The sequence below is a fragment of the Pseudomonas ekonensis genome (assembly GCF_019145435.1).
Taxonomy (GTDB): domain Bacteria; phylum Pseudomonadota; class Gammaproteobacteria; order Pseudomonadales; family Pseudomonadaceae; genus Aquipseudomonas; species Aquipseudomonas ekonensis.
Genome location: NZ_JAHSTS010000002.1, coordinates 319,119 through 342,941 on the forward strand (window position 1 = coordinate 319,119; position 23,823 = coordinate 342,941).

General features: G+C 61.7%; 23 protein-coding genes and 2 pseudogenes. 14 read left to right on the forward strand and 11 right to left on the reverse strand.

What is annotated here, in order from left to right; genetic code table 11:
• The first annotated feature begins 148 nt into the window (after positions 1–148).
• Positions 149–3,019, forward strand: coding sequence for an ATP-binding protein (locus tag KVG96_RS14380; RefSeq protein WP_217892744.1), 2,871 nt, complete (start codon positions 149–151; stop codon positions 3,017–3,019).
• Here KVG96_RS14380 and KVG96_RS14385 read toward each other — a convergent pair.
• Positions 2,981–4,453: an ATP-binding protein gene (locus tag KVG96_RS14385; RefSeq protein ID WP_217892745.1), complete on the reverse strand. Its 1,473-nt coding sequence runs from the start codon at positions 4,451–4,453 to the stop codon at positions 2,981–2,983. The genes KVG96_RS14380 and KVG96_RS14385 overlap by 39 nt on opposite strands.
• Before the next feature lie 90 nt (positions 4,454–4,543).
• The gene (locus KVG96_RS14390; RefSeq protein WP_217892746.1) at positions 4,544–5,494 is read right to left on the reverse strand and encodes a GlxA family transcriptional regulator; all 951 of its coding nucleotides are present in this window, start codon (positions 5,492–5,494) and stop codon (positions 4,544–4,546) included.
• Between the two features lie 214 nt (positions 5,495–5,708).
• On the opposite strand from KVG96_RS14390, the gene KVG96_RS14395 reads away from it, so the two are divergent.
• A complete protein-coding gene (locus tag KVG96_RS14395) occupies positions 5,709–6,431 on the forward strand; it encodes a pirin family protein (RefSeq protein ID WP_217892747.1) in 723 nt (240 codons plus the stop codon).
• A 44-nt stretch (positions 6,432–6,475) separates the two neighbouring features.
• Here KVG96_RS14395 and KVG96_RS27545 read toward each other — a convergent pair whose 3' ends face one another.
• Both KVG96_RS27545 and KVG96_RS14405 read right to left on the reverse strand, forming a co-directional pair.
• Complete coding sequence (locus KVG96_RS27545) at positions 6,476–7,543, reverse strand: coiled-coil domain-containing protein (RefSeq protein WP_225927409.1); 1,068 nt, start codon at positions 7,541–7,543, stop codon at positions 6,476–6,478.
• A gap of 229 nt (positions 7,544–7,772) precedes the next feature.
• On the reverse strand, positions 7,773–8,648 hold the full coding sequence (locus KVG96_RS14405) for a LysR family transcriptional regulator (protein WP_217892748.1): 876 nt from the start codon (positions 8,646–8,648) through the stop codon (positions 7,773–7,775).
• A 113-nt stretch (positions 8,649–8,761) separates the two neighbouring features.
• Here KVG96_RS14405 and KVG96_RS14410 point away from each other — a divergent pair, with 113 nt between their 5' ends.
• The 5 genes from KVG96_RS14410 (at position 8,762) to KVG96_RS14430 (ending at position 13,282) form a co-directional block, all read left to right on the forward strand.
• The gene (locus KVG96_RS14410; RefSeq protein WP_217892749.1) at positions 8,762–9,982 is read left to right on the forward strand and encodes a YbfB/YjiJ family MFS transporter; all 1,221 of its coding nucleotides are present in this window, start codon (positions 8,762–8,764) and stop codon (positions 9,980–9,982) included.
• Between the two features lie 45 nt (positions 9,983–10,027).
• Complete coding sequence (locus KVG96_RS14415) at positions 10,028–11,026, forward strand: NAD(P)H-quinone oxidoreductase (protein ID WP_217892750.1); 999 nt, start codon at positions 10,028–10,030, stop codon at positions 11,024–11,026.
• Between the two features lie 112 nt (positions 11,027–11,138).
• The gene (locus KVG96_RS14420) at positions 11,139–12,074 is read left to right on the forward strand and encodes an alpha/beta hydrolase (protein ID WP_217892751.1); all 936 of its coding nucleotides are present in this window, start codon (positions 11,139–11,141) and stop codon (positions 12,072–12,074) included.
• A 50-nt stretch (positions 12,075–12,124) separates the two neighbouring features.
• Positions 12,125–12,712: a hypothetical protein gene (locus KVG96_RS14425; RefSeq protein WP_367617491.1), complete on the forward strand. Its 588-nt coding sequence runs from the start codon at positions 12,125–12,127 to the stop codon at positions 12,710–12,712.
• Positions 12,713–12,868: 156 nt separating this feature from the next.
• Positions 12,869–13,282, forward strand: coding sequence for a VOC family protein (locus KVG96_RS14430; RefSeq protein ID WP_217892752.1), 414 nt, complete (start codon positions 12,869–12,871; stop codon positions 13,280–13,282).
• 54 nt (positions 13,283–13,336) lie between these two features.
• On the opposite strand, the gene KVG96_RS14435 is transcribed toward KVG96_RS14430, so the two are convergent.
• Together KVG96_RS14435 and KVG96_RS14440 are read right to left on the reverse strand one after the other, a co-directional pair.
• Positions 13,337–13,666, reverse strand: coding sequence for a hypothetical protein (locus tag KVG96_RS14435; RefSeq protein WP_217892753.1), 330 nt, complete (start codon positions 13,664–13,666; stop codon positions 13,337–13,339).
• Between the two features lie 108 nt (positions 13,667–13,774).
• Complete coding sequence (locus KVG96_RS14440) at positions 13,775–15,001, reverse strand: RtcB family protein (protein WP_217892754.1); 1,227 nt, start codon at positions 14,999–15,001, stop codon at positions 13,775–13,777.
• Positions 15,002–15,129: 128 nt separating this feature from the next.
• On the opposite strand from KVG96_RS14440, the gene KVG96_RS14445 reads away from it, so the two are divergent.
• The 5 genes and pseudogenes from KVG96_RS14445 to KVG96_RS14465 all read left to right on the forward strand — a co-directional run bounded on the left by KVG96_RS14445 (position 15,130) and on the right by KVG96_RS14465 (position 18,836).
• The gene (locus tag KVG96_RS14445) at positions 15,130–15,336 is read left to right on the forward strand and encodes a hypothetical protein (protein WP_217892755.1); all 207 of its coding nucleotides are present in this window, start codon (positions 15,130–15,132) and stop codon (positions 15,334–15,336) included.
• 348 nt (positions 15,337–15,684) lie between these two features.
• A complete protein-coding gene (locus tag KVG96_RS14450; protein WP_217892756.1) occupies positions 15,685–15,894 on the forward strand; it encodes a hypothetical protein in 210 nt (69 codons plus the stop codon).
• Between the two features lie 260 nt (positions 15,895–16,154).
• Positions 16,155–16,826: a hypothetical protein gene (locus KVG96_RS14455; protein WP_217892757.1), complete on the forward strand. Its 672-nt coding sequence runs from the start codon at positions 16,155–16,157 to the stop codon at positions 16,824–16,826.
• 531 nt (positions 16,827–17,357) lie between these two features.
• Positions 17,358–17,875: pseudogene (locus tag KVG96_RS14460) on the forward strand (cysteine hydrolase family protein).
• A gap of 352 nt (positions 17,876–18,227) precedes the next feature.
• Positions 18,228–18,836, forward strand: a complete 609-nt coding sequence (locus KVG96_RS14465; RefSeq protein ID WP_217892758.1) for a hypothetical protein — start codon at positions 18,228–18,230, stop codon at positions 18,834–18,836.
• 168 nt (positions 18,837–19,004) lie between these two features.
• On the opposite strand, the gene KVG96_RS14470 is transcribed toward KVG96_RS14465, so the two are convergent.
• Positions 19,005–19,649 (reverse strand): TetR/AcrR family transcriptional regulator, encoded by a 645-nt coding sequence (locus KVG96_RS14470; protein WP_217892759.1) that lies wholly within the window; start codon positions 19,647–19,649, stop codon positions 19,005–19,007.
• A 93-nt stretch (positions 19,650–19,742) separates the two neighbouring features.
• On the opposite strand from KVG96_RS14470, the gene KVG96_RS14475 reads away from it, so the two are divergent.
• Together KVG96_RS14475 and KVG96_RS14480 are read left to right on the forward strand one after the other, a co-directional pair.
• A complete protein-coding gene (locus KVG96_RS14475) occupies positions 19,743–20,708 on the forward strand; it encodes an alpha/beta hydrolase (protein ID WP_217892760.1) in 966 nt (321 codons plus the stop codon).
• A gap of 693 nt (positions 20,709–21,401) precedes the next feature.
• Positions 21,402–21,554, forward strand: coding sequence for a hypothetical protein (locus KVG96_RS14480; protein ID WP_217892761.1), 153 nt, complete (start codon positions 21,402–21,404; stop codon positions 21,552–21,554).
• A gap of 87 nt (positions 21,555–21,641) precedes the next feature.
• Here KVG96_RS14480 and KVG96_RS14485 read toward each other — a convergent pair whose 3' ends face one another.
• From KVG96_RS14485 to KVG96_RS27555, 4 genes and pseudogenes are all read right to left on the reverse strand, one after another.
• Entirely contained in the window at positions 21,642–22,145 is a 504-nt protein-coding gene (locus tag KVG96_RS14485; protein ID WP_217892762.1) for a lysis system i-spanin subunit Rz, read from the reverse strand.
• Positions 22,145–22,570 carry a cell wall hydrolase gene (locus KVG96_RS14490; RefSeq protein WP_217892763.1) on the reverse strand — a complete coding sequence of 142 codons (426 nt, stop codon included), beginning with the start codon at positions 22,568–22,570 and terminating at the stop codon, positions 22,145–22,147. Before KVG96_RS14490 ends, KVG96_RS14485 begins: the two co-directional genes overlap by 1 nt.
• A gap of 507 nt (positions 22,571–23,077) precedes the next feature.
• Positions 23,078–23,191, reverse strand: a pseudogene (locus tag KVG96_RS27550) (glycoside hydrolase family 19 protein); the annotation flags it as partial.
• Between the two features lie 17 nt (positions 23,192–23,208).
• Complete coding sequence (locus KVG96_RS27555) at positions 23,209–23,538, reverse strand: phage tail protein (RefSeq protein WP_225927463.1); 330 nt, start codon at positions 23,536–23,538, stop codon at positions 23,209–23,211.
• Positions 23,539–23,823 lie beyond the last annotated feature (285 nt).

A 23,823-nucleotide genomic window follows, 5' to 3' on the forward strand; every position in this document is an offset into this window, starting at 1 on the left:
ACATTGCGCTCGCGGGCAATCATGGGGAATATGCCCGGAAACAGCGGACTAGACGCCCGGCACGCCCTGCCGGCTGCCGTCCGCCCTGGCCGTCGCCCCGTGAGCACGTGCGGCCGGGATCACAAGAAAGCGGTACAGGAGTGAGCGGTTGAGTCTTTCCCCGGATCAGGCCATCGGTTTCGGCCCCTATCGGATCCATCCAGGCCAGCGGCTGGTGCTCGAAGGCGACCAGCCGTTGCGCCTGGGCCGGCGTGCGCTGGACATCCTGCTGATCCTGCTGGCCCACGCCGGCGAAGTGGTGAGCAAGCAGCGGCTGATCGCCGGGGTCTGGCCCGACAGCGTGGTGGAAGACATCAACCTGCGGGTGCACATGGCCGCCTTGCGCAAGGCGCTGGGCGACGGCCAGGCCGGGCAGCGCTACATCGTCACGGTGGCCCAGCGCGGCTACAGCTTCGTCGCGCCGGTCATCCGGCAGGCCATCGGGCACACGCCATCACCCAGCGCGACCGGCCGGCACAACCTGCCGTTGCGCAGAACGCGGATGATCGGCCGCCAGGCGCTGGTCGACAACCTGATGGCCCAACTGCCGCGCCAGCGCTGCATCACCCTGGTGGGGCCCGGCGGCATCGGCAAGACCACCGTCGCCCTGCGCGTGGCCGAGCAATTGATCGGGCGCTACCGGGACGGCATCCGCCTGCTGGATCTGGCGCCGGTCAACGATCCGCAACTGATCGGCTCGCACCTGGCCAACCTGCTGGATCTGTCGCTGCACGACAACGACCCGCTGGGTTGCCTGACCGCCAGCCTGCGCGACCGGCACATGCTGCTGGTGATCGACAACTGCGAGCACCTGATCGACGCCGTGGCCCTGCTCAGCGAAGGCATTCTGCGCGGTGCGCCCCAGGTGCACATCCTGGCCACCAGCCGCGAAAGCCTGAGGATCGAAGGCGAGTTCGTGCAGCGTCTGGAGTCCCTCGACTGCCCGCCGCCGATCGCCGTGCCTGACCTTGCCCAGGCGATGAACTTCTCTGCGCTGCAACTGTTCGCCGAACGGGCGATGGCCGGCCATGACAGCTTCGAACTGGGCGACGTCGAGCTGCCGCTGGCCATCGAGATCTGCCGGCGGCTGGACGGCATTCCGCTGGCGCTGGAGCTGGCCGCCGCGCAGGTCGCGACCCTGGGCCTGGAAGGCCTGCTGATGCAACTGCAAGGCCGTTTGCCCGCCGGCGACCGGATCGGCCAGGACCGGCACCAGACGCTGCGGGCCACGCTGGACTGGAGCTTCAACCTGCTCAGTGCCTGCGAACAGGCCTGCCTGCGCCGCCTCAGCGTGTTCCGCGGCGGCTTTACCCTGGAGTCGGCAGCGGCCGTGATCGTCGGCCGGCACCTCGAACCGCACAACGTGTTCGGGTCGGTCACGCAACTGGTGGCCAAGTCGCTGCTCAGCGTCGAGGTCGGCGATGAAGAGGTGTTCTACCGCCTGCTCGACACCACCCGCCGCTATGCGCTGGAGAAGCTCGACCACGCCCGGGAACTCGACCAGACCCGCGAGCGCCACGCCGAACGCTGCCTGGCGCTGATGCACCAGGCCCAGAGCGATTGGGAAATGACCCCCACCGTGCTGTGGATCGAACGCTACGCCCGTGGCCTTGAGGATCTGCGCGCGGCGCTGGGCTGGGCGCTGAACGGGGACGGCCCGCAGGACCTGGGCATACGCCTGACCGCGACCTCGGCGCCGCTGTGGCAAGAACTCTCGCTGCTCAAGGAATACGGCGGCCATGTGCGCCGGGCCCTTGAGCTGCTGGAGTCTGCCGCCTCGCCCTGCCCTCGCCTGGAAATCGCCCTGAAGCTGGCGCTCGGCAGTGCCTGCTACCACACCTTCGGCGGCACGCCGGAGACCATCGACGCCTTCGTCGGCGCCCATGTGCTGGCCCGACAGTACGACGACATCGCCGGACAACTGCGCGCCGTGTCCGGGCACATGGCGGTCAACCTCAGTTGCGGCCATTACCGGATGGCGCTGGAGCAGAGCGAGCAATTCGAGAGCCTTGGCCTGCACGGCGATCCGCAGTTGTCGTTGAGCACCCACCGCTTGCGGGTGCTGGCGCTGCACTACGCAGGGGATCAGCCGCAGGCCCGGATCCATGCCGAGCAGGTGATCCAGCGCATGGCCCAGAGCGGCCACCGCAACCGTTTCACCCATGGTTTCGGCGTGCAGTACGACCAGAGCGTCGCCTCGCTGACGGTGCTCGCCCGGGTGCTGTGGCTGCAGGGCTTTCCCGAACAGGCGTGGCGCACGGCCCGGCAGGCGCTGGACATCGCCGTGCAGATCGACCACGGCACGTCGATCTGCTACACCCTGGCCCTCGCCACCTGCCTGATCGCCCATTACAACGGCGACCGGCAGAACGCCCGCACCCTGCTGCGCCTGCTGCACGAGCAGGCACAGAAGCATTCGGTGCTGCTGTTCTACACCTGGGCCCGGCAGTATGCGCAAGTGATCGACGCCGACAACGCCGTCGCCGTGCCGCCGACCGACAGCGGACTGGTCCGCGAGATCATGGTGACGCTCGACAGCGGCTTCATTGACGATGCCCTGCTGGAGCGCGCGCAGAGCGGCGCGGCGGGATGGAGCACGGCGGAGATCCTGCGGGCCAGGGCCGAGCAACTGTTGCCTGCAGCGCCGCTGCGGCCGGACGGGCGCCATGGCTCGCTTTCAGCCCGACACTGTGAGAACCAGCCTGCTGGCGAAAACGCCGAGACTGACACGACACGGATGGAAGCCGCCGAAGCCATTCTGCTGCAAGCGCTGGACATCGCCCGAAGCCAGGGCGCGCTGGCCTGGGAACTGCGCAGCGCCACGTCGCTGGCCCGGCTGTGGCAGCGTCAGGCGCGCCACCGCGAGGCGCTGGCGCTTCTCGCGCCGATCTACCGGCGCTTCACCGAAGGTTACGCGACGCCGGACCTGCGCAAGGTGCGCCTACTGCTGGACGAGCTGCTCAGCCAGGCGGACGTCTGAGCCGTCGTGCGTGCGCCCCATGTAGCGGGCATGGCGCCGCTCGAGTTCAGCGGAGCCGCCGCTGTCCGCCGGCAGTTCACCGAGGTAGCGCCGGGTGGTGTTGAGCAGGCGGTAGCGCACCACCCCGCTGCCCCGCTCCACCGTCAGCAACGATTTGGCCGCCAGCCGCTCAACCGCCGCCGCCAGCATCGACGGTGGCATTTGCGCACAGCTGATCACAGCCATCGCCGCGTCCAGGGTAAAGGCTGTCTTGAACACCGCCAGGCGTTGCAGCACGCGCCGCTCCTGATCGCTCAGGTGCCGGCAGCCCCAGTCCAGCGCGGCACTCATGGATTGATGGCGCGGCACCGCCGTGCGCCTGCCGAAACTCAGCCATTGCAGACCGTTGTCCAGCTGGGCATGCAACCCGACCAGCGCCAGCGCATCGATCTGCGCAGCCGCCAGTTCGATCGCCAGCGGCAGGCCGTCGAGCCGCCGACAGATCTCGCGCACCGCCGGCAGATCCTGTTCGCGCAGCGTAAAGCCGTGCTGCCGTGCCCGGGCCCGGCTGACCAGCAACTGCACCGCCGAAAACGCCATGGCCTCTTCGACACGGCAGCAGGCCGACACACCGGGCACGGCCAGCGGCGGCACGTGCTGCACGGATTCGAGGCTGACCTGCAACGCTTCGCGGCTGGTGACCAGGACCGCCAGGCGCGGGGCCGCCGCCAACAGCGTCTCCAGCACCTCGCGGCAGGCTTCACGCCAGTGGTCGGCGTTGTCCAGCACCAGCAGGGCATGACGGGCCGCCAGGGCGGGAAAGTCGGTATTGAGGGCATGCAGCAGCGCGTCGGGCAAGGATGCGGTGCCGTCGATCAGCGCGAGATCCACCCGCCACACCCCGTCGCGAAAGTGCTGCAGCAGCAGCTCGGCCGCGCGCAAGGCCACGGTGGATTTGCCGACGCCGGCGGGGCCCGTCACGGTCATCAGCCGGCACAACGGCAATTGCCGGACCAGGCCGCCCACCAGCGAGTCCCGGCCGGTCACCGGGGTCAGCCGTGCCGGCAGATTGTGCTGGGGGGGCTGCAGGCTTTCGAACACCACTTGCGCCACGCTGTCGCCCTGCACCGGGGCGACGAAGCTGTAACCGCACTGCGGCACGTTGACGATGTAGCGCTGGCCGTTCTCACCGTCGCCCAGCGCCCGACGCAAGGCAGCGATGTGCACCCGCAGGTTGATGTCTTCGACCACTGACGTCGGCCACACCAGCGCGATCAGTTGCTCCTTGCTGACGACGCGGCCAGCGCGTTCGACCAGCACCTGCAGGATGTCCAGCGCACGGCCGCCCATGCGCAATTGCCGATCCCCTTCGAGGATCAGCCGCTGGCGCAGGTGAAAGGCAAACGGGCCGAACCGCAGGACCGATGCCGTGCTCAAATCAACGAGGCTGTTCATGCCCGCTATCTTGGCAGGCCCCGGTGACGGCACAACCGCCGCACGGGGCGCAGCACGGACATCCGGGTGCCCGGGACGGACAGAAACGCTCTAGCTGAACTGTTCGCGGTACTGCAGCGGCGTCAGGCCCAGCTTTTCGCCAAACAGAAAGCGCATGTGGCGCACGCTGCCGAAGCCGCTTTTGAACGCCACGGTCTTGAGCGGCAGGTCGCTGGTTTCCAGCAGATTGCGCGCACGGTCGATGCGTGCGTTCTGCAGGAACTCCATGGGCGTCATGCCGACCTCCCGGGCGAACACCCGCGCAAAGTGCCGCGGACTCATGTTCGCGATTCCGGCCATCCGCTCGACGCTGAAGGCCTCCTCCAGATGTTCCAGCACATGGTTCTGCACCCGCGTGACCGGCGTCTCCTGAGGGGCCACCGCCGCCATCAGCGGACTGAACTGAGCCTGCCCGCCCTGGCGCTTCATCACCACCAGCAGCACTTTGGCCACGTCCTGGGCGAGTTTCTTGCCGTGGTCACGGGCAACCACCGCCAGGGCCAGATCGATGCCGGCGGTGACCCCGCCGGAGGTGATGAGGTTGCGATCCTCGACGTAGATCCGGTCAGTCGCGACGATGGCCCTGGGAAAGCCCTTGATCAGCCGCTCGGTGTAGTTCCAGTGGGTGGTGACGCGATAACCGTCGATCAGCCCGGCATGCCCCAGCACGAATACCCCGGTGCAGATGGAGCCGTAACACCCCGCCCGCCCGACCGCCCCCGGCAGCCAGGCCTGCAGCGACGGCAGCTTTTCGTTGTAGGCGCCTGGTCCGCCGGGCACCAGCAGCAAGTCATAACGCTCGTTGTCATCCTCGATGCACCGGTCGGTGTGCATCAAGACGCCATTGGATGCACGCAACGGCCCGCGCTCGGTGCCCAAGGTGGTCAACCGATAATGGTCCTGGGGCTTCAGGAAGCGGTTGGCCACCGAAAACACTTCGAGGGGGCCTGCCATGTCCAGCAGGAGAAACTCGGGAAACAGCACCATTGCCACGCTTTTCATGGGAGACACATCACTGAAATCTATGATTCGGCATAAGTTGCCGCATTTTGCCGCAGTACACCACGAGAGCCCCGAAAGAAGCCGTGAAGCGCAGCACAAAACTGTCAACTTGAGCGGGACAGTATTTCAATTTCCACCTACTTATTGCTCATGACGGTAAACATTAATCTTCTCCTCAAGCGGACGAATCAACGTCCCGACAGGAGATTCCATCATGCTGACCCTTCGCAAAGCTTCCGACCGCGGGCTCGCCAACCATGGCTGGTTGAAGTCGTTCCATACCTTTTCCTTCGCCAGTTACCGTGACCCGCGCGAGCAGGGTTTCTCGGACCTGCTGGTGATCAACGACGACCGCGTCGCCGCCGGCAAAGGCTTTGGCCAGCACCCGCACCGTGACATGGAGATCTTCTCCTATGTGCTCGAAGGCGCACTTGAACACAAGGACACCCTCGGCACCGGCTCGGTGATCCGCCCCGGCGACGTGCAACTGATGAGCGCCGGCAGCGGCGTGGCCCACAGCGAGTTCAACCACTCGACGAGCAAGCCCGTGCACTTTCTGCAGATCTGGATCGTGCCCGACGTGAGCGGCGCCAAGCCTCGGTATCAGCAGGAACATTTCAGCCCGCAGAAAAAACGCGGCCGGCTGCAACTGATCATCTCGCCGGACGGCACCGACGGCTCGCTGAAGGTTCGCCAGGATGCACGGGTGTTTGCCGGGCTGTTCGACGGCCGCGAAAGCGCCACGCTGGAACTGCCGGCCAATCGCTACGCCTACGTGCATGTCGCTCGCGGCAGCATTGAGCTGAACGGCGTGCAGTTGCAGGAAGGCGACGGCGTGCGGGTTCGTGAGGAACAGGCGCTGACCTTGAGCAACGGTGTTGATGCCGAAGTGCTGGTGTTTGACTTGAGGCCCCAAGAGTTGCCAGAAATGCCTTGAGACAAACGTGCAACACAAAAACGGCCTTCATTTGAAGGCCGTTTTCATTGCTCCAGGGTGACCGGCGTGGCAACAGGCACCCGTGCGCTGGCCTCCTTGACCGACTGAACCGCCGCCAGGGTCGTCTGTATCGCAACCATCACGTTGGCCTGGTTGGTGTAGATGGCCCCCACCAGAATGGCCACCCCCGCCAGAAACTGAACGGCAACACCTGCCCAATAGCTGGTTCTGAAATTGATCACTTGCCTTGCCGCTTCCTGGGCCCCTTCGGCTGCCCTGAGCGTTTGCTCCGCGATCAGCTCCAGGCGCTTGTACCGCTCCTCTTGAGCCTTTTCACGCTCCAGCTGCGTTTTGTCCCGTTCCAACTGTGCCTTGTCTCGCTCCCGCTGTGCGACCTCCCGCGCTTTCTCCCGATCCTGCCGGGCCCGCTCCTGCGCTGCATCTCGCTCCAGTCGGGCTCCTTCCTGTGCGGCTTCCCGTTCCTGCCTGGCTCTTTCCTGCGTTTCGTCCCGTTCCTGCCTGGCTCTTTCCTGCGTTTCGTCCCGTTCCTGCCTGGCTCGTTCCTGAGCGGCTTCCCATTCTTGTCGTGCTCTTTCTTGCGCTTCGTCCCACTTCTGCCTGGCTCTTTCCTGAGCAGCTTCCCGTTCCTGCCTGACTCGCTCCTGCGCTTCGTCCCGTTCCTGCCTGGCTCGCTCCTGCGCTTCGTCCCGTTCCTGCCTGGCTCGCTCCTGCGCTTCGTCCCGTTCCTGCCTGGCTCTTTCCTGAGCGGCTTCCCATTCCTGCCGCGCCCTTTCCCTTGCTGCGCCTTGCTCCTGCCGAGCCCTTTCCTGGGATCGCTCCCACCTCAGCCGTGCTCGCTCCCAGGACCGTTCCCGCTCCAACCGGGCCTTTTCCTGAAGCCGCTCGCGTTCCAGACGGGTTTCTTCCCGGACTCTTTCGCGCTCCAGAAAGGCCTTGTCCCGCTCCGCCTGAACCGCGACGAACTCATCCAGTTTCGCGGACATGGATTCGATCCGTGCATCCATCCTGACTTCGATGGTCTCGATCCTGGCGTTGAATTCTTCCCGGCTGACGTGGTTCATGGATTCGGTCTTGTCGGTGGCTCTGGGCATGTCGCATTCCTGAAACGGGCTGATTTCCCTTGCAATCAATTCCACACCTCTGCGGCTATCAATTCGTCCCTGATTGATCACTTCAGAACGAGGGGGTTGTCTCGTCCGAGGTCTGGAAAACGATAGAACCCGGCCCGAAAACCCACAAGCCGGCGAATTCCGTCCTTAATGTAGGCAATGTCGCCACCCGACGTAGCCTTGCCAAGTCCATGTAAACAGCGCGTTCGGCCTAGCCGTTCTCCGGCGCAAAGGCGTCCACGATCTGCTCGATCACCGCCCTGACCCGCGCCGTGTGCCGCAGGTCCGCATGGGTCACCAGCCACACTTCATAGGCTTGGGCACGCGTGCGCTCCGGCCAGAGCCGGATCAACCCGTCCCGTTCCCCCATGTAAACGGGAATTTCCCCTACACCGATGCCGGCGGCAATCGAACGCCGCACCAACAGGCTGGAACTCAGGCCTGCGACGATCCGACCGCGCCCCACCGGTTCGGACGCCAGCGTCACCTCCTTTCCAGCCTTCACATAGGGTTGATACACCACCAGGTCATGCCCCTCGAATGCAGTGCCCGGCGACGGCACGCCTCGGGCGTCGACATAGGCCTGCGAAGCGAACAGCCCCACCGGCCAGTGCGCGATGCGCCGCGCGATGAGGTCGGGATCGTCTGGCCGGGCGTTGCGCACCGCAATGTCCGCTTCGCGTTTGGTCAGACTCGAGAATTGTGTGGTGGCGTCCAGTTGCACGCGCACGTCCGGATGCGATTCATGCAAACGCGCGATGGCCGGGATCAGAAAGTCGATGGCCAGGGAGTCGGTGGTGCTGACCCGAACGTTTCCGCTCAGCCGGTCGTCCATGCCCTGAATCCGACGCTCCAGCTCCAGCGCCGAATGCTCCATTTTCTCCACGGACAGGAGCGCAGCCTCGCCCACCGTCGTCAGCGCATAGCCATCGGAGGTGCGCAGGAACAGCTTGGCGCCCAACGCCTGCTCGAGCGCCGTGACGCGCCGCCCCACCGTGGCTTGATCGACCCCCAGGATCCGCGCCGCACCGCGCAAGGTCGACTCACGGCAAACCGCCAGAAACACCTTGGCATCGTCCCAATTCATATTGCTTCCCTCATTGATGCACCAATGCATCATCAATCAGCAAAATCGCTGCATATGTGCAGCAACCATAGTCGATATGCTGGGCGCCATAAACCTTCTTCAGGAACACCGCAATGCCCCCTTCGACCTCACGGGCCGACGCCCGCGACAACAGCCTGCACCGGCCGGTCCTTGCCGGACTTTGCGCCAGCCTTGTCGGCATCGGCCTGGCGCGTTTCGCCTACACGCCGCTGATCCCTGAACTGATTCAGGCGCAGTGGTTTTCAGCCAACGACGCGATGTACCTCGGTGCGGCCAATCTCGTCGGTTACCTGATCGGCGCGTTGGCGGGACGCCCCCTGGCAAGGCGCCTGGGCAACGGCAACGCGCTGCGGCTGATGATGCTGGCGGCGAGCCTGGCGTTCTTTGCCTGTGCGTTTCCGTTGTCGGTGTCCTGGTACTTCGGCTGGCGCCTGCTGTCGGGAATCGCCGGCGGCGCGATCATGGTCCTGGTGGCCGCCACGGTTCTGCCCCACATACCCGCATCGCGCAAAGGGCTGGCCAGCGGCGCGATCTTTCTCGGCATCGGCCTTGGCATCGCCGGATCGGGAACGGTCGTGCCTCCCCTTCTGAACCTGGGCCTGCAAGCAACCTGGCTGGGGCTTGGCGCATTGTCGCTGCTGCTCACGGCCTTGAGCTGGTTCGGCTGGCCGGCCGGACATCCCTCCTCCATCGCGGAGACGGTCAAGGCGGCGCCGGCCGAACCCTTGCCCAAAGGGGTCTACCTGCTGTTTGCCCAATACGCGTTCATGGCCGCCGGACTGGTGCCGGCCATGGTGTTCCTGGTGGACTACGTCGCCCGCGGGCTCGGCGCCGGGGCCTCTGCAGGAGCGTTCGTCTGGATCCTGTACGGCCTGGGCGCCGTCATCGGTCCGGTGAGCCACGGGTTCCTGGCCGACCGTCTCGGCGCCCGCACCGGCATTCGCCTGGTGTTGACGGTTCAGGCCATCACCCTCGGTTTGCTGGCTGCCTGCCATTCGGTCAGCGGCCTGGCGCTGCTGGCCGTGCTCCTCGGTTCGTTTCCCCCCGGCATCGTGCCGCTGGCGCTCGCACGGGTGCATGAACTGGTGCCGGGGCACGACCGCCAGCAGACCGCCTGGAGCCGCGCGACCGTTTCGTTCGCCACGTTTCAGGCACTGGCCGGATTCGCGTCATCGGCGTTGTTCAAGGCCAGCGACGGCAATCATGTACTGCTGTTCTTGACGGCTGCCGGCTCATTGGCGGTGGCGCTACTGCTGGAACTGGTCGCAAAAGGATTGCCGTCCCCCCTTGGGCGAGACCGCTGCCTGAGTTGACCGACCTGTCTTCATCACCTGACCACCCCTTGCGAGGCACCGAACATGACCCTGCCCACCGAAATGACCCGAATCGAGATAACCCGCCCCGGAGGCCCGGACGTCCTGCAGCCCCGGCGCGTACCGTTGCCGACTGTACCGGAAGGCGAAGTGCTGATCCGGGTGCGCGCCGCCGGCATCAACCGCCCCGATGCCCTGCAACGGGCCGGCCTGTATCCGATGCGGCCCGGGATGAACCCCATTCCCGGGCTGGAAGTGGCCGGAGAGATCGTCGCCCTCGGCGCCGGGGTGGATACGTTCGCCATCGGCGACAGGGTCTGCGCCTTGACCAATGGCGGAGGCTACGCCGAATACTGCAGCGTGCCGGCCGGCCAGACACTGGCGGTGCCTGCGGGGCTGGACTGGGTGCAGGCGGCAGCGCTTCCCGAAACCTTCTTCACGGTGTGGGCCAACCTGTTCGGCCTCGGCGGCGTCCGGCCAGGCCAACGGGTTCTGATCCACGGCGGCACCAGCGGCATCGGCACCACCGCGCTGATGCTCTGCCGCGAATTCGGCATCGAGGCCTTCGCCACCGCCGGCAGTGCCGACAAATGCCAGGCCATCCGTGATCTGGGCGGTGAGCCGATCAATTACCGCGAACAGGATTTCTCCGCGGTCATCGCCCAAAGAACCGCTGGCCAGGGCGTCAACGTGATCCTCGACATCATGGGCGGCTCTTACCTCAACGCCAACCTCCAGGCGCTGGCGATGGACGGACGCCTGGTGATGCTCGGCTTCCTCGGCGGCGCCCGGGCCAACGACGTCGATCTGCTGGCGATCCTCGCCAAACGTGCGGTGGTCACCGGCTCGCTGCTGCGCGCCCGCACCGGCGACGAGAAAGCGGCCATCGCCGCGCAACTGCGTGAGCACGTGTGGCCGACACTGGGGGCCGGACGCTGCCTGCCGATCATCGACAAGGTCTGCCCGCTCACCGAGGCAGCCTTGGCCCATGCCCACATGGAAGCAGGGAACCACATCGGCAAAATCGTGTTGACGGTGGACTGAGCCGCCGCAGCATCTTGCAATCATTGCCGGCGCACGGCGGTCGAAAATCTCGCGCGCGGACGAAGGCTTCTGGTACAAAGCGTTCTTTGTCCGCGCTCCGGTGAAACGTTTAATGCCCCCCGCCTTCATGACCCGCTTGCGACGCCGTCGGCTGGCGTTCGCCTGCATGGCTGCCCTGATCATCGGCCTGCCGGCGAGCTGCGCCGTGCTGGAGCACGCCGAGCGCAAGCTGCTGTTCCGCATCGAGCCCGGCACCGCCGGCTGGTATCACGGCTTGCCCGACAGCGTGCAGGAGCTCGACCTGCAGCCGAAGCGCTTCAGGGCCGGGCAAAGCATCCATGCCTGGTGGTGGCCGGCGGAGCGGGCCAACGCTCCGGCCATCCTCTATCTGCACGGCGTTCGCTGGAACCTGACGGGCCAACTGTTCCGCATCGAACAATTGCGGGCGGCGGGCTATTCGGTGCTCGCCATCGACTACCGGGGCTTCGGCAAAAGCCAGGGCGACCTGCCATCGGAAAGCAGCGTCTATGAAGACGCCCGAGTGGCTTGGGAGCGCTTTCAACAACTGCAGCCCGACCCGGACAAGCGCCTGATCTACGGCCACTCGCTGGGAGGCGCGGTGGCCATCGACCTGGCCGCCGAACTGGGCCGCAACGCCGCCCGGGACCACACCCCCTTGCCGGTTCGCGGGCTGGTCATCGAGTCCACCTTCACCTCCCTGGCGGATGTGGCTGCCGCCGTGGCCGACACCTCATTGCCGGTGCGCTGGCTGCTGTCGCAGAAATTCGACTCCATCGACAAGATCGCCGACATCCACATGCCGCTGCTGGTGGTGCATGGCCAGGCGGATGCGTTCGTGCCGCCCCGGTTCAGCGAGCAGCTGTTCGCCGCCGCACGGCAGCCCAAACGGCTGTTGCTGGTGCCCGGCGGGACGCACAACAACAGCATGGCCCTGGGCGGGCAGAACTATCGCAAGGCCATCGATGCCCTGATGCGTGCGCCCCGGGTGGCCGGTTCGGCGTCGGGGCAAATCGCCCGGGACTCCTGACGTCCGACCGGGCATACTGCCGCCCCCGAACGTCACGAAAAGGATCGCGTGTGTTGCCCCGCCCCAATGCCCTTTGGTTTTACTACCCCGTCTGCTGGCTCGCCCTGCTTGCCTTGATGGCGCACATCGCCTTTTATGACTGGAGCCTGCTCACGCCCGTCGACGTCACCGGCACCTTCATGGGCGGCCTGGGTGGCCAACTGTTCGCCACCGGCTGGCTGATCGCAACATCCGGGTTGCTGCTGACGGTGCTGCTGCGACTGCCCGGCTCGGCCGCCGCCTGCATCGGCGCCGGACTCCTGCCCCTGTCCATCGGCGCCTGGTGGCTGGCGAACTACCCTGAAGATTCCGACAACCTCATCTACAGCACCAGCCCGCAGGAAATCAAAATCGCCATGCTCATCGGCGTGGGATTCTTGCTGCTGGGCGCGTTCCAGCGCTCACGCCGGGCCCCATCACTTTCCCGCTTCAAAGTGATTGTCCGCAGCGGAGTAGCGATTGTGCTGTCGCTCCTCTTCATCAGCGTGCCGTTGATGATCGCCAAGCAACGCTCGCTGCCGTATTGCGCATTCGACAAGGACGGCCAGCAACTGACCGTGTGCCTGGGCGACGACGATGAACGGGTGATCGTGGACTGAGCGCTTCAGGGATAAGCCTGGCGCCAACCCTGCGCAAAACATCTGGAAAAATACTGCCGCTCCCGATGTCCAAGGCTTTGCTATGGTTCATGCGTCGAACGCGCTGCCGGGTGAACAATCACCGCCGCCCGCGTTTCAACTTCCGGGAGCACCACCATGAAAATCAACCCTTACCTGATCTTCAACGGCGACTGCCGCGCCGCCTTCACGTTTTACGAGCAATGCCTGCAAGGCAAGCTTGAAGCGATGATGTCCTTCGGCGAAACGCCTGCCGCCGAACACGTACCGAAAGAACATCACCACCTGATCATCCATACCTGCCTGAAAGTCGGCGACCAGATGCTCATGGCCTCGGACACCACCCCCGATCGCCCGACCCCGGGCATGAGCGGCTGCTCGGTGTCCCTGAACGTCGACAGCGTTGCCGAAGCGGAACGGGTCTTCAACGCACTGGCCAAGGACGGGCGCATCGACATGCCGCTGGAGGCGACCTTCTGGGCCGCTCGTTTCGGCATGCTGGCGGATCGTTTCGGCGTGTCCTGGATGGTCAACTGCGAAAGCGACAAGTAACGCAGCACGGGCGTCAGGCATGAAAAGGCCCGCTCCTGAGGGCGGGCCTTGTGTTCAGCGCTGCGCCAGCTCATGCCGCACGCATTGCTCGTAGTAGGTCTGCTTGACCGCCGCCGGCTTGAGCCGGGAGGTGCTGTTGTAGGTCTGCTCGGTAATGCCCATGGCCGTCATGCGCATCCATGGCTGCTGGAACTTGCGAACCTGCAAGCGCTTGCGCGCGCCATATAGGGAGATCCCCGACAGTTTCGATTGCTGTGCGCCCGCGGCGATGTCCGAGCCCCAAGCGCATGCAAAACGATGGCTCTTGCTCAGTTCTTTCGCTTGAGCCCCCAGCGCGAAGGCAGCCAGGGAAAGCGTTGCAACGGTGATGACAATCGTCCGCATATAGCCCACCTAACCTTTTGAAAAAAGGCGAGTTTGCCGATACGGACATCATCCGGGGGCCAGCAGTTTGCCGTCTGCTGGCACTTTGCAGGTAAGGGGGCGGTCAGCCTATCCCTTGACGCACACCACCTGACGCAAGGTATGCAGCACTTCCACCAGCTCACGCTGAGCGTGCATCACCTTCTCGATGTCCTTGTAGGCCATCGGGATCTCGTCGATCACGTCCGCATCCTTACGGCACTCGACATGAGCGGTGGCGCGAACCTGATCCGCGACGGTGAAGGTGTGTTTGGCCTTGGTGCGGCTCATGGTGCGGCCCGCGCCGTGGCTGCAGGAACAGAACGATTCTTCGTTGCCCAGACCGCGCACGATGAAGCTCTTGGCCCCCATCGACCCAGGGATGATGCCCAGTTCGCCCTTCTTCGCCGACACCGCTCCCTTGCGGGTGATCAGTACGTCTTCACCGAAATGCCGTTCCTTCTGCACATAGTTGTGGTGGCAGTTCACCGCTTCCAGGGCCACCTCGAACGGTTTGCGGATGATCGTCCGGGTCGCGCGGATCACCGCGTCCATCATCATGACCCGATTCTGCCGGGCGAAGTCCTGCGCCCACCCGACCGCCTCCACGTAGTCGTCAAAGTGCCGGTTGCCCTCTTCGAAGTACGCCAGATCGCGGTCCGGCAAGTTGGCGATGTGCTGCCGCATGTCCTTCTGGGCCATCTGGATGAACAGGTTGCCGATGGCGTTGCCCACGCCACGGGAGCCGCTGTGCAGCATGAACCAGACCCGGTCGGCCTCATCCAGGCACACCTCGATGAAGTGGTTGCCGCTGCCGAGCGTGCCGAGATGATTGCGGTTGTTCGTGTCGGCGAGCTTGGGGTATTTGTCGGTGATGGCCTTGAACCGCGGAAACAGCGCCGCCCAGGCCTGATCCGCCTGTGGCGGGATCTGATCCCATGCCCCTTTGTCGCGCCTTGAACGGGTCAGGGTTCTGCCGTGGGGGACGGTCTGCTCGATGGCGCTGCGCAGGCCGTGCAGGTTGTCCGGCAGATCGGCAGCCGTCAGCGAGGTGCGCGCGGCGATCATGCCGCAGCCGATATCCACCCCGACCGCCGCCGGAATGATCGCCCCGACCGTGGGAATCACGCTGCCGATGGTCGAGCCCTTACCCAGATGCACATCCGGCATCACGGCGAGGTGTTTGAAAATGAACGGCATCTTGGCGGTATTCAACAATTGCCGCCGGGCTTCCTCTTCCACCGGGACGCCCTCGGTCCACAGTTTGATCGGCTTGCCATCGGCGACTTCCAGCAACTGGTAGGTAGGTTCTTTCATCATCTTGATTCTTCGTTTCGTCACCCGGCCGGGCCCAAGCTTCATACGCCCCCAGGCACAGCAGTCTCCCTCCAGCTTGGGGCTGAGATAGACTGCTCCCGACACCTTCATGCATACAGAGTCGATCAATGCCTAAGAAACACCCGGAAAGCAAAGCGGCAACCGCTGCAGAGATTGAACGCTCGATCCAGGCCTTGAACAAGATGGCTGAGCGTCTCTGGGGGGACGGCCGGGAAGCCGAGGCGAAAGCCCTTCTGGATGCCTTGGATGCGCTGAACCGTGCCTTGGATCGAATCAGGATCGGAGAGAGCCGCAGGGTGGTGACGTTGCACTGAAATGAATGATTGTCGGGGGACAGTGACATTTTGCGCGGGGTTTGCGCAGGCACAAAAAAGCCGATCTAGCTGATCGGCTTAAGTGTCTGATTTTACTCAGGAATAATGGTCGGGACGGAGTGATTCGAACACTCGACCCCTAGCACCCCATGCTGGGGCCTCTGTAGATCTAACCCATTGAAAAGCAAGGCATATATCCATTTCAGAAGACGGCAAAACATCCACCTTTTTGTGCTTTTGCAAACGAAAACACGCGGCCTCCAGAGGAGGTTTTGCGCACCCATCCCAGGCGTTCTGCCGACCGAATAAATCCCCTGCTACGCTGGTTTCTTCTGCCGAGGAAATCCCATGTCAAACGCCGATCTGCTCCCCTCCCTGCTCTTCAAGATTAACGAGAACCAGCTCGCTCTGGAGGCCGCCATCCTGGAGCTCTCGAACTGGGTTGAACAGCGAGGATCCGCCGAAGTCGCCGACAACGTGCGCGGCGCGCTCTGGGCGATCGACAAGAACGAGGAGTTCATCAAGATGACCCTGGCTTTGCTGATGACGCCAGACTGACTGCTTTCGGCCAAAAGCTGCCGATGTGAGGGAGTAATGGAGTAAGTAGCTATGATTGAAGGACTCATTCAGTGCTCAGAAAAATCTTCCTCCTTTGGGCGCTGCTATACAAAATATTGGAAAATTGTTTATGAGAGAGTGATCGGAAATTTGCTGCTAAAGCTGTGGCTACCATGGAAACGTCGGACGCCAACGCTCAAGGAATCACAGACGCAATCATGCGACTAACTTAACTGTTATGCCTCAAGGAAACTCAAACCATGAATGTAGTTTCTACAAGCACCTTTGCTCTCTTTTCTGCATCAGCACTAGTAGCTCTCATTTTGTTATCGGTCGTTTGGCTACCAAGATCCTTTTTCGCAAATACCGTCTCTGGCGGAACGAAAGAGACCGCGAAAGAAGCTTTGGGGATTATGAAAGATTGGGCGGTATGGATGGCCGGCATTCAGACTGCAACAATTGCCGCACTAGGCTTGATGACCAAAGATGGTATAGCCAACCGAGGATTGAGTACTTTGCAAATTGACTTGGCGATTCTGGTGGCCCTGTTCAATACGCTGGCGCTATTTTTCAGCGCGTGGCTACTTACATCGCTTTCTTCATTAATGCTACGAGTGTACCAAGATAATTTGCCAAACTACGACTTTTACAATTTTCCTCTGTACGCATATATGGAGAACTCGACCAGTATGCGGCGCTTCACCGTAGGCTTTTTCGCGTTTTGGAATCACTGGCTGTGGGGTGTTGGCATTCTCCTGTTCGGCACATTGTCAGTGTCTTTTTTAGTGCCTACTGGTGGTGGATGCTTAATCAGTTCTTCGAGGGCCAATTGCGCTGGAGCAGAAGCGGTTTGCGCACAAATGCAGTGTGACAACAAAGCGGAAACACCAAGCATGATGAAAGAAGCCAAACCCTCAATCGGTAATCGATAAGGAACCTTCCGTCGGCCTACCATCAAGAGGTGGCATAGGATCAGCCTGAACTCTGGTAATAAGACGCGTCCACTCTTCAATGGCGAGTTTTTGACAAGATACGGCTTCATCCCACCGGGAGCCTGACACGTCATCTGCGACGACCAGCATCATCAGATGAGTCGTAGTCGCGTCAAGCTCAAGCAAGCGCTGGTGAGCATCGAAACGAAATTTTAAGAGCCACCAACCGCGAAGAATATCAGCTGACCCATGAGTGGAGGGCCGCTATTGACCGGAAGCGAACCCCAACGGGCAATACAAGAAGTAGCCATCGCCTAGATCTTGTCCCCTTGCCAACCGGGCACCGTGCAGATACTGTCCCACTTATGAATCAGCTACATATTGCCTCGACCACCACTACCACGACCGCCCGAGGCGGGTCGTGAGAGGTGTCGTGAGCCAATAATGCACGATCTTCAAAGGCCCGCCAGTGATGGATAGGGCCTTTTCTTTTGCCCTTGTGTCGCTGGCCCAAACGCAAGGAAAAGCACTATGCATGCACTGTTGATTCTCGATATGCAGGTTGGATTGTTTCATGGTCCGGATAAGCCATGGGCTGGTGAGGCACTGCTAAGCACGTTGAATAGTCTGTTGGATAAAGCCCGCACCGCCGGCGCGCCCATTTTTCTTGCTCGCCACGTGGGGCCGTCCGGCTCACCTATCGAACCAGGAAGCCCGTTGACGCAACTGGTGGAGGAACTGTTGCTGAGGGGCGACGAAGTGATTTTCGAAAAAGCCGGCCTAACGCTTTCGCCATGACTGACCTGTCCGATCAACTTAAGGCTTGTGGTTCCCAAGGCGTGGTTATTGCCGGAATGAAGACCCAGTATTGTGTCGATAGTACCTGCCGAGCCGCACGAGATCTTGGATTCGATGCAGTCCTGATCGCCGATGGTCATACCTGCACCGACACTCCCGCTTTGAAGGCTGAAAGTATCGTCGCTCATCACAATGCAACCCTGGCGGGCCCATTCTGTCGTGTCGTTCACGCTGAGGACTGGCGTTTCTAACCGGCATTGATAGATCGACTCAAGTTCTGGGTCGATCTGTCTGCTTTGGGTGGCCGGTGCCCCCACGGCAGGCAGCAATCGGCCATAAACGGACGTTCACAGGTGACCGCTACTGGCCAGGAGCGGACGACAGGATACGGTGAAGGCTATTGAATGGCGTCTTCGATGCAGCTTCTACTCTCGCAGGCCGCAGGGCTTAGCGTCTTCCATGTCGCGATTCTTCATGAGCAATGTCGTGTTTTCCGCAATCACGTCTAAACTGAGCAAGGACTTATAGGACGACAAAGAAGGATTTGCACCTAATTGCTAGGCGTCCGGATCACACACACACAATTGCCTTCGAGGTGAAAAAATGACATCGGAGACAGACCCGTTCTTCTGGAAGCTCATTCCAATCATTACCTCGATCCTTGCACTGGTCGTCATATATGCCAACGCGCGTTTCGGACTGAGAAATAAGCAAGCTGACCTGATTATTCACTTCCACAAGCAGTTCGACGAACTTCAGAAGAAGAGAGCGGAACTTCTAACCGCACATAGCGAGAGGGCTGCAAGCGTTGAAGGAGCATGGTCACAGCAGCGAACCGAGGTCGAGGCAGAGATGTTCTTCGACAGATTCTGGAGTCTGCAGTTCGATCAATTTCTTGCCTGGTACGAGGGTTATGTTCCCACGAGGCTCTATGTCTACTGGGCGTTCTCGCGCTGGCGCGAGCTGCACACGACGACCGCCGAATGGACCATCGCGAATAGGACGATGGCCTCCACACTAGACCAACTGAAAAATCGTTGGCAGAACAACCCCGATAAATCATCCAGGCTATCTACACACGTCAGCAATTTTCTCGGACTGATGTTCGCGCTTAAGCAGACCTCCACATCTGCCGACATGAACGACCTCCTTCGTAGGTATGGTCCTTCGAGTTTGCGTCGACTAGCTCGTCTTTTTTTTGGTGCTGACTGACGCCTAACCCTTCGTTCCAGCGGACCGCCTTCGGCAGCCGGTGAACGTATGTGCCGGTCATGGCACGTAACTATATCGGTGAAAGTTTTGCAGGTTCGCTTCGACCTCAATCTGATCAGATGTTTGTTCTCCTAATCGATTTTAAAGCAATGCTAAGTAATCGCTCGGCTAAGTCTGCGATTGGCGCGATTCCCAGCGAGACAGATAGGCGATCGTCGCTTCCGTTGCCTCGACACAGATTGCTTCGCTGATGCTGCCCTCTGTGAGGTATCCATAACGCAGGCAGGCAAACGCGATCTCGACCGCCAGCGTCGCGGCATCCGGTTGCCGCGGCAAGTCTTTGAGCACGCCCTGAGCCTGCAAGGACTGACGCAGGAGGTTGCCGATCATGGCGTCTTTCTCCTCATGGGCCTTGCAGTCGGTCGGGGTGAAGTTGCCGCGCATGAGCAAAGCGGCCGCCGCCGGATGCTCGTTGTAGTAACCGGCAACGCCACACACCACTCTGCCGATCGCCACTTTCCAGTCCTCACCCTCCTGCGGATGCATCGCCAGGACGAGTTCGCCGATGCGTTCCATCTGCAGCGCCGCCAGATGGGCGAAGAGTGCGTACTTGTCGGGAAAGAACTGGTAAATGCTGGCCCTTGGCACACCCGACAGTTTGGAAATTTCCGGGATCGATGCCATATCCGGCCCGACCTCTCGGAGCAGTTGCTCGGCGGCCTCCAGCACCTTGCTGATACGCGTCTGCGAGCGCGCCTGTTGGGGGAGTCGTCCCTCCCTTTTACTTTTGGATGTCGACGAGGGGTCTTGCATGCTCACTAAATCAGACATATGTTATGTTTTAAAACGTGACAAATGTTGTATTTATAGATATCCCACCCTTCCTTGTCCAGCGCGAGGCCGTCGATGAGCTACACAGAACAGACCCAATGGCAGGCAATTCAGGCATTCCTTCCACCCAACTACCGCATCGACGCGAGCAATGCTCCTTTAGAAGAGCACTGGCCATGGCGCGGGCATACCGTTCACCTGGATCGCTACACCAACCCCACGGCCCCGGCGCGAGTCATCCTGTTTCATGGTGTCGGTACCAATGGCCGGCAAATGTCCACCATCACCGGCCTGCCGCTCTTCCGGCAGGGACTGGAGACCGTGGCCATCGACATGCCTGGCTACGGTGAGACCAAGGTCGCGACAGGGGCGAATGTCCGCTATGACACGTGGGTGGAGCTGGCCAATGACTTCATCGAATACGAACGCGCCCGCGACCCGCGTCCGATTTTTCTATACGGTCTGAGCGCGGGAGGGATGCTGACCTATCACGCCGCCGCCATGAACCGGCACGTCGCCGGCATTATCGGGATGACTTTCCTCGATCAGCAAGTTCCGAGGGTTCGAGAGCAGACCGCTCTTTCTCCCCTGATGGGGCGCCTGGGCATTCCGATGATCCATTTTCTGGCGCGCACGCCGCTGAGCGGGCTGAAAATGCCGATGTGGCTGGCCAGCAAGATGCACACACTGGTCAATGACCGAGCTGCGTTGAAGGCTTGCCTGAAAGATCACACCTCGGCCGGCAACTGGGCCAGCCTGCGCTTTTTGAGTTCCTACCTTGGATACACGCCCGCCATGGAGCCGGAATCCTTTGACGTCTGCCCTGTCCTGCTGACCCAGCCCGCAGCCGACCGCTGGACGCCGCTCGCGCTGAGCCAGCCATTCCTGCAACGCCTCATCCGTGTCGAGGTGGCGACCCAGATGCTCGACAACGCCGGACATTACCCGCTGGAGGAACCAGGCTTGAAGCAAATGAACGAAGCGATTCTTGCGTTTGTGGAACGAACCTTAGCGATGCAAAACGTCGAGTGGTCGGCATAGAGATGAACACACACGAGATTTTAGTGAGGAGTTACCGACATCGCTTAAACCGTAATGTCAGGCGTCACTTTAAGGTGCTGCATGTAAAGTTAGGATTCGGGAGGAATGCGGAGATAACAGAACACCCATTACAGGTCGAAAGCCTACGGTCGCGAACGGCAGAATCGGCCAAAAATGGACGTTCGCTAGTGGCCGCTAACGGACATTAACTGAAGGCTAATGCAGCTCGTCGTCTCGTCCTCGTCGGCCGAGCCCGCCTCATTTACTGTATATCCAAACAGCCAGCAGCAAAGCCCTACCGTGGATCCCTACGAAATCGAAAACACCGACGACTGGCTCGGCTGCCCGACGCCGCTCGAAACCTGCCGGCACCAGCTCAAGATCTACGAGAACGAGTTCGAGGAACTGACCCTGTAGCTGCGCCAGCAGCGGGATCGGATCTTCAAGCTAGTCCAGAGGTAGTTTTAGACAGCTTCTTGGTTCAATTTTCCAATTCTTAGGTAGCCTGTTGCTCTTTCTCAAAAGCCCTGAGAGAATCAAAGCACTTTGACATCACTGGCGATTATCAGTGGTGCCTTCGCACTGGTTGGGCTGCTGTCCCATTGTGTCCAGTGAACACGCAAAGACAGCAACAGTCTGAACTTCCCCGCCGGCCACTACATGAGACTGGGAAAACAGCTAGGGAGGATTGCCATGGGCATTTCTGAACAAGCTGGTTCAGCAGCTTTACATCTACGCCTTGGGGCGTTGGGTAGCTTCGTCGGAGTGCTCTGCATTCATGGCGCCGCTCCGGTACTCGCTGTTGCACTGGGGCTTATTGCTGCTTTTGTTTTAACAAAGATGTAAGGCTAGAGTGGTCACGGAACGCGAACGTGACCATTCGAACCTTAGACCTCCCTCCCCTGCAACTTCCTGCCTTCCAAACACCAATACCTACTTTTGCACTTCCCGCACATAAGCCTGGCACGCCTTCAGCGCGATCAGCCCCCGGTCTCCTTCGTCGGTGATGGCGACAATTCGTTGAGCAAACGCCGGGTCAAGCTCGGCTCGTACTCCTGCATGAACCACGCCGCCGGCGCCGGCGGCCTTTGGCACGTCACGGGCACCGGCGGAACCTGCATCGAGGATGACTGACAGCCGCAGATCAGCAGTGGCAAGACGATCGCGCAGGTGCGCTTGGTCTTTTTGGGCATCGCTGAGTTCCTTGTAGTGGGTTTGTTCGCTGGCCGACAGCCGCTGCTCGAGCGCCAGCCGCTTGTCCTGCTCGGCCTGCTGGGCGCCGGCGGCGGCCTGGGTCAGTTGGTTGAGGGTTTCGGCGTGCTGGCGGGCCTGCTCGGCCAGCTGCCGGCCGTAGCGCCAGTCCTGGAACCGCCAGGCAGCGCCGGCGCCGATCAGCACCAGCACCACCCCGGCGACCACCTTCCACGGGATGGCCATCACGGGACGTCCCTGAAGAAGACGTGCCCGCCAAGCTGCAAGGTCTTTTTCGCCTCCGCGGCCCAGGCCGGCGGCGTCCTCATGCTGAGTGCGTAGTAGTGCGTGGCCCCGCCGGTTGGATCTGGCACCTTGCCGTCGATGACCTGGTCCGCTGCCACCCTGGCCTGGGACAGCTCGCGGGCCGGGATCGGCTTCGCGCCGGACAGGTAGGCGAAGTTCGGGTCGCCCTTGTTCCAGCAGCTGAACTGGTACGGCTTCTGGCACACGCCGGCGTAGCCCTCGCCCCACCAGGAATTGGCCTTTCCGTCGAGCACCCGGTTGCGGATCGTCCAGGCCACGGCCACTTGGCCGGCGGGAGTCTCGCCGCGGGCCTCGCCCCACAGCGTGCGCGCGAGGATGTCTCGGTCTTGTTCGGTGACTGTCATGCTTTTCTCCAGGCAAAAAAAACCGCCCGAAGGCGGCGCAAAAGTTATGTAACTTGATTAGTGGATTAGGACAGCTGAGTTCCGAAGTAAGCACGCGACTCCATACGCTATCGTGCAGACTGAGAACGCTCCTACTGTTTGCCAAAGACCATAGGTCGTTATGCAGAATTTAAAAATCTCTGCGAAGGGAGTAAAATCAGGCATCGTTAGCCTCCTTGCTTTTCAAGGGGTTGATGTAAAAAGCCCCAGAGCGTTGCGAGCGCCTGGGGCTTTTGCTTTGTGTAAGCCATGGTGAGGGGTTTTGCTTTGATCTATCTATAATGCAACTTAATTCCCGTTCTCTAAATGTTGGATCCGCCATGACGGAGGCCAGCCATTCGAGATGGATTGGGGCTATGCATTAGACTTTTCCTGCTACCATTATATGGGGCTTCAAAGCTCTCCTGTTTTACCTGTCAACCTCCTCCATGTAGAAAACCTGTTCGGTCACTGCTGGTCTTCGGCAAATATCCCGGCGCTGATCATCACGCTGCCGACGATCTGGTACTTATGCATGGCCGCATTGAGCGCGGGCGCAAAAACGCCGGCTTTCTTGCCGGCGTTGGGGAGGATCTGCAGCAGTTATAAGGTCACTCCGATTAGGCTGCGTCTGGCGACTTGCCTTCCGGCGAGGCGACGATGACTGGAGCTGGGGGCACCACAGGCCACACAGGGGCGGCGTGCCAAGTAGGCTGCTTCGTTACCTTGCCCAATGCGAACTTGTAGGCCTTCCAGGCGGCCAGGACAGGCTGCAGCGCAGCCTGTTCGGCGATCTCCTCTTCCGTGGCCTCGCCGAGCTCTATGCCGTATCCGATGGTCTCGATCCTGTCATTCACCCGCGCGATCTGCAGGACAGCCTGCGCATTGCGCTGCGCCAGTTCTGCCTTCATGGCTGCCAAGTGCTCGGCATCAGCCGCCGCAGCCTTCATCGCGGCCGTCACCAGCAGAGACCAGTTGATGTATCCGTCCGCTGTGCCTTCCGGAGGGAACTCAGGAGCCTGGTATGGCGGGTCGTTTTCGCCGAGAACGGGTTGGGGGAATGCAATATAGCCGTCCGGCACATCAAGCAGCGGGACGGGGAATGCCTGCTCCTGGCTGTAGTTCCATGGCAGCGGGAGCAATAGCGTCACAGACAGCTCGCCGCTTACGACATCAACCGATCCGGCCTCGGACAGCCAGATGCTGTGGAAAGCTGATCTCGGCAACGTGTCACC

What these genes read in the sequence shown, in the direction of transcription:
- KVG96_RS14485 (WP_217892762.1), bottom strand. Translation starts at nt 22,145, where the DNA reads ATGGCCATCCCGTGGAAGGTGGTCGCCGGGGTGGTGCTGGTGCTGATC.
- KVG96_RS14390 (WP_217892746.1), bottom strand. Translation starts at nt 5,494, where the DNA reads ATGAAAAGCGTGGCAATGGTGCTGTTTCCCGAGTTTCTCCTGCTGGAC.
- KVG96_RS14455 (WP_217892757.1), top strand. Translation starts at nt 16,155, where the DNA reads ATGAATGTAGTTTCTACAAGCACCTTTGCTCTCTTTTCTGCATCAGCA.
- KVG96_RS14410 (WP_217892749.1), top strand. Translation starts at nt 8,762, where the DNA reads ATGCCCCCTTCGACCTCACGGGCCGACGCCCGCGACAACAGCCTGCAC.
- KVG96_RS27545 (WP_225927409.1), bottom strand. Translation starts at nt 7,543, where the DNA reads ATGCCCAGAGCCACCGACAAGACCGAATCCATGAACCACGTCAGCCGG.
- KVG96_RS14445 (WP_217892755.1), top strand. Translation starts at nt 15,130, where the DNA reads ATGCCTAAGAAACACCCGGAAAGCAAAGCGGCAACCGCTGCAGAGATT.
- KVG96_RS14420 (WP_217892751.1), top strand. Translation starts at nt 11,139, where the DNA reads ATGCCCCCCGCCTTCATGACCCGCTTGCGACGCCGTCGGCTGGCGTTC.
- KVG96_RS14415 (WP_217892750.1), top strand. Translation starts at nt 10,028, where the DNA reads ATGACCCTGCCCACCGAAATGACCCGAATCGAGATAACCCGCCCCGGA.
- KVG96_RS14450 (WP_217892756.1), top strand. Translation starts at nt 15,685, where the DNA reads ATGTCAAACGCCGATCTGCTCCCCTCCCTGCTCTTCAAGATTAACGAG.
- KVG96_RS14440 (WP_217892754.1), bottom strand. Translation starts at nt 15,001, where the DNA reads ATGAAAGAACCTACCTACCAGTTGCTGGAAGTCGCCGATGGCAAGCCG.
- KVG96_RS14465 (WP_217892758.1), top strand. Translation starts at nt 18,228, where the DNA reads ATGACATCGGAGACAGACCCGTTCTTCTGGAAGCTCATTCCAATCATT.
- KVG96_RS14385 (WP_217892745.1), bottom strand. Translation starts at nt 4,453, where the DNA reads ATGAACAGCCTCGTTGATTTGAGCACGGCATCGGTCCTGCGGTTCGGC.
- KVG96_RS14435 (WP_217892753.1), bottom strand. Translation starts at nt 13,666, where the DNA reads ATGCGGACGATTGTCATCACCGTTGCAACGCTTTCCCTGGCTGCCTTC.
- KVG96_RS14475 (WP_217892760.1), top strand. Translation starts at nt 19,743, where the DNA reads ATGAGCTACACAGAACAGACCCAATGGCAGGCAATTCAGGCATTCCTT.
- KVG96_RS14405 (WP_217892748.1), bottom strand. Translation starts at nt 8,648, where the DNA reads ATGAATTGGGACGATGCCAAGGTGTTTCTGGCGGTTTGCCGTGAGTCG.
- KVG96_RS14430 (WP_217892752.1), top strand. Translation starts at nt 12,869, where the DNA reads ATGAAAATCAACCCTTACCTGATCTTCAACGGCGACTGCCGCGCCGCC.
- KVG96_RS14470 (WP_217892759.1), bottom strand. Translation starts at nt 19,649, where the DNA reads ATGCAAGACCCCTCGTCGACATCCAAAAGTAAAAGGGAGGGACGACTC.
- KVG96_RS14395 (WP_217892747.1), top strand. Translation starts at nt 5,709, where the DNA reads ATGCTGACCCTTCGCAAAGCTTCCGACCGCGGGCTCGCCAACCATGGC.
- KVG96_RS14490 (WP_217892763.1), bottom strand. Translation starts at nt 22,570, where the DNA reads ATGACAGTCACCGAACAAGACCGAGACATCCTCGCGCGCACGCTGTGG.
- KVG96_RS14480 (WP_217892761.1), top strand. Translation starts at nt 21,402, where the DNA reads ATGGGCATTTCTGAACAAGCTGGTTCAGCAGCTTTACATCTACGCCTT.
- KVG96_RS27555 (WP_225927463.1), bottom strand. Translation starts at nt 23,538, where the DNA reads ATGAAGGCTGCGGCGGCTGATGCCGAGCACTTGGCAGCCATGAAGGCA.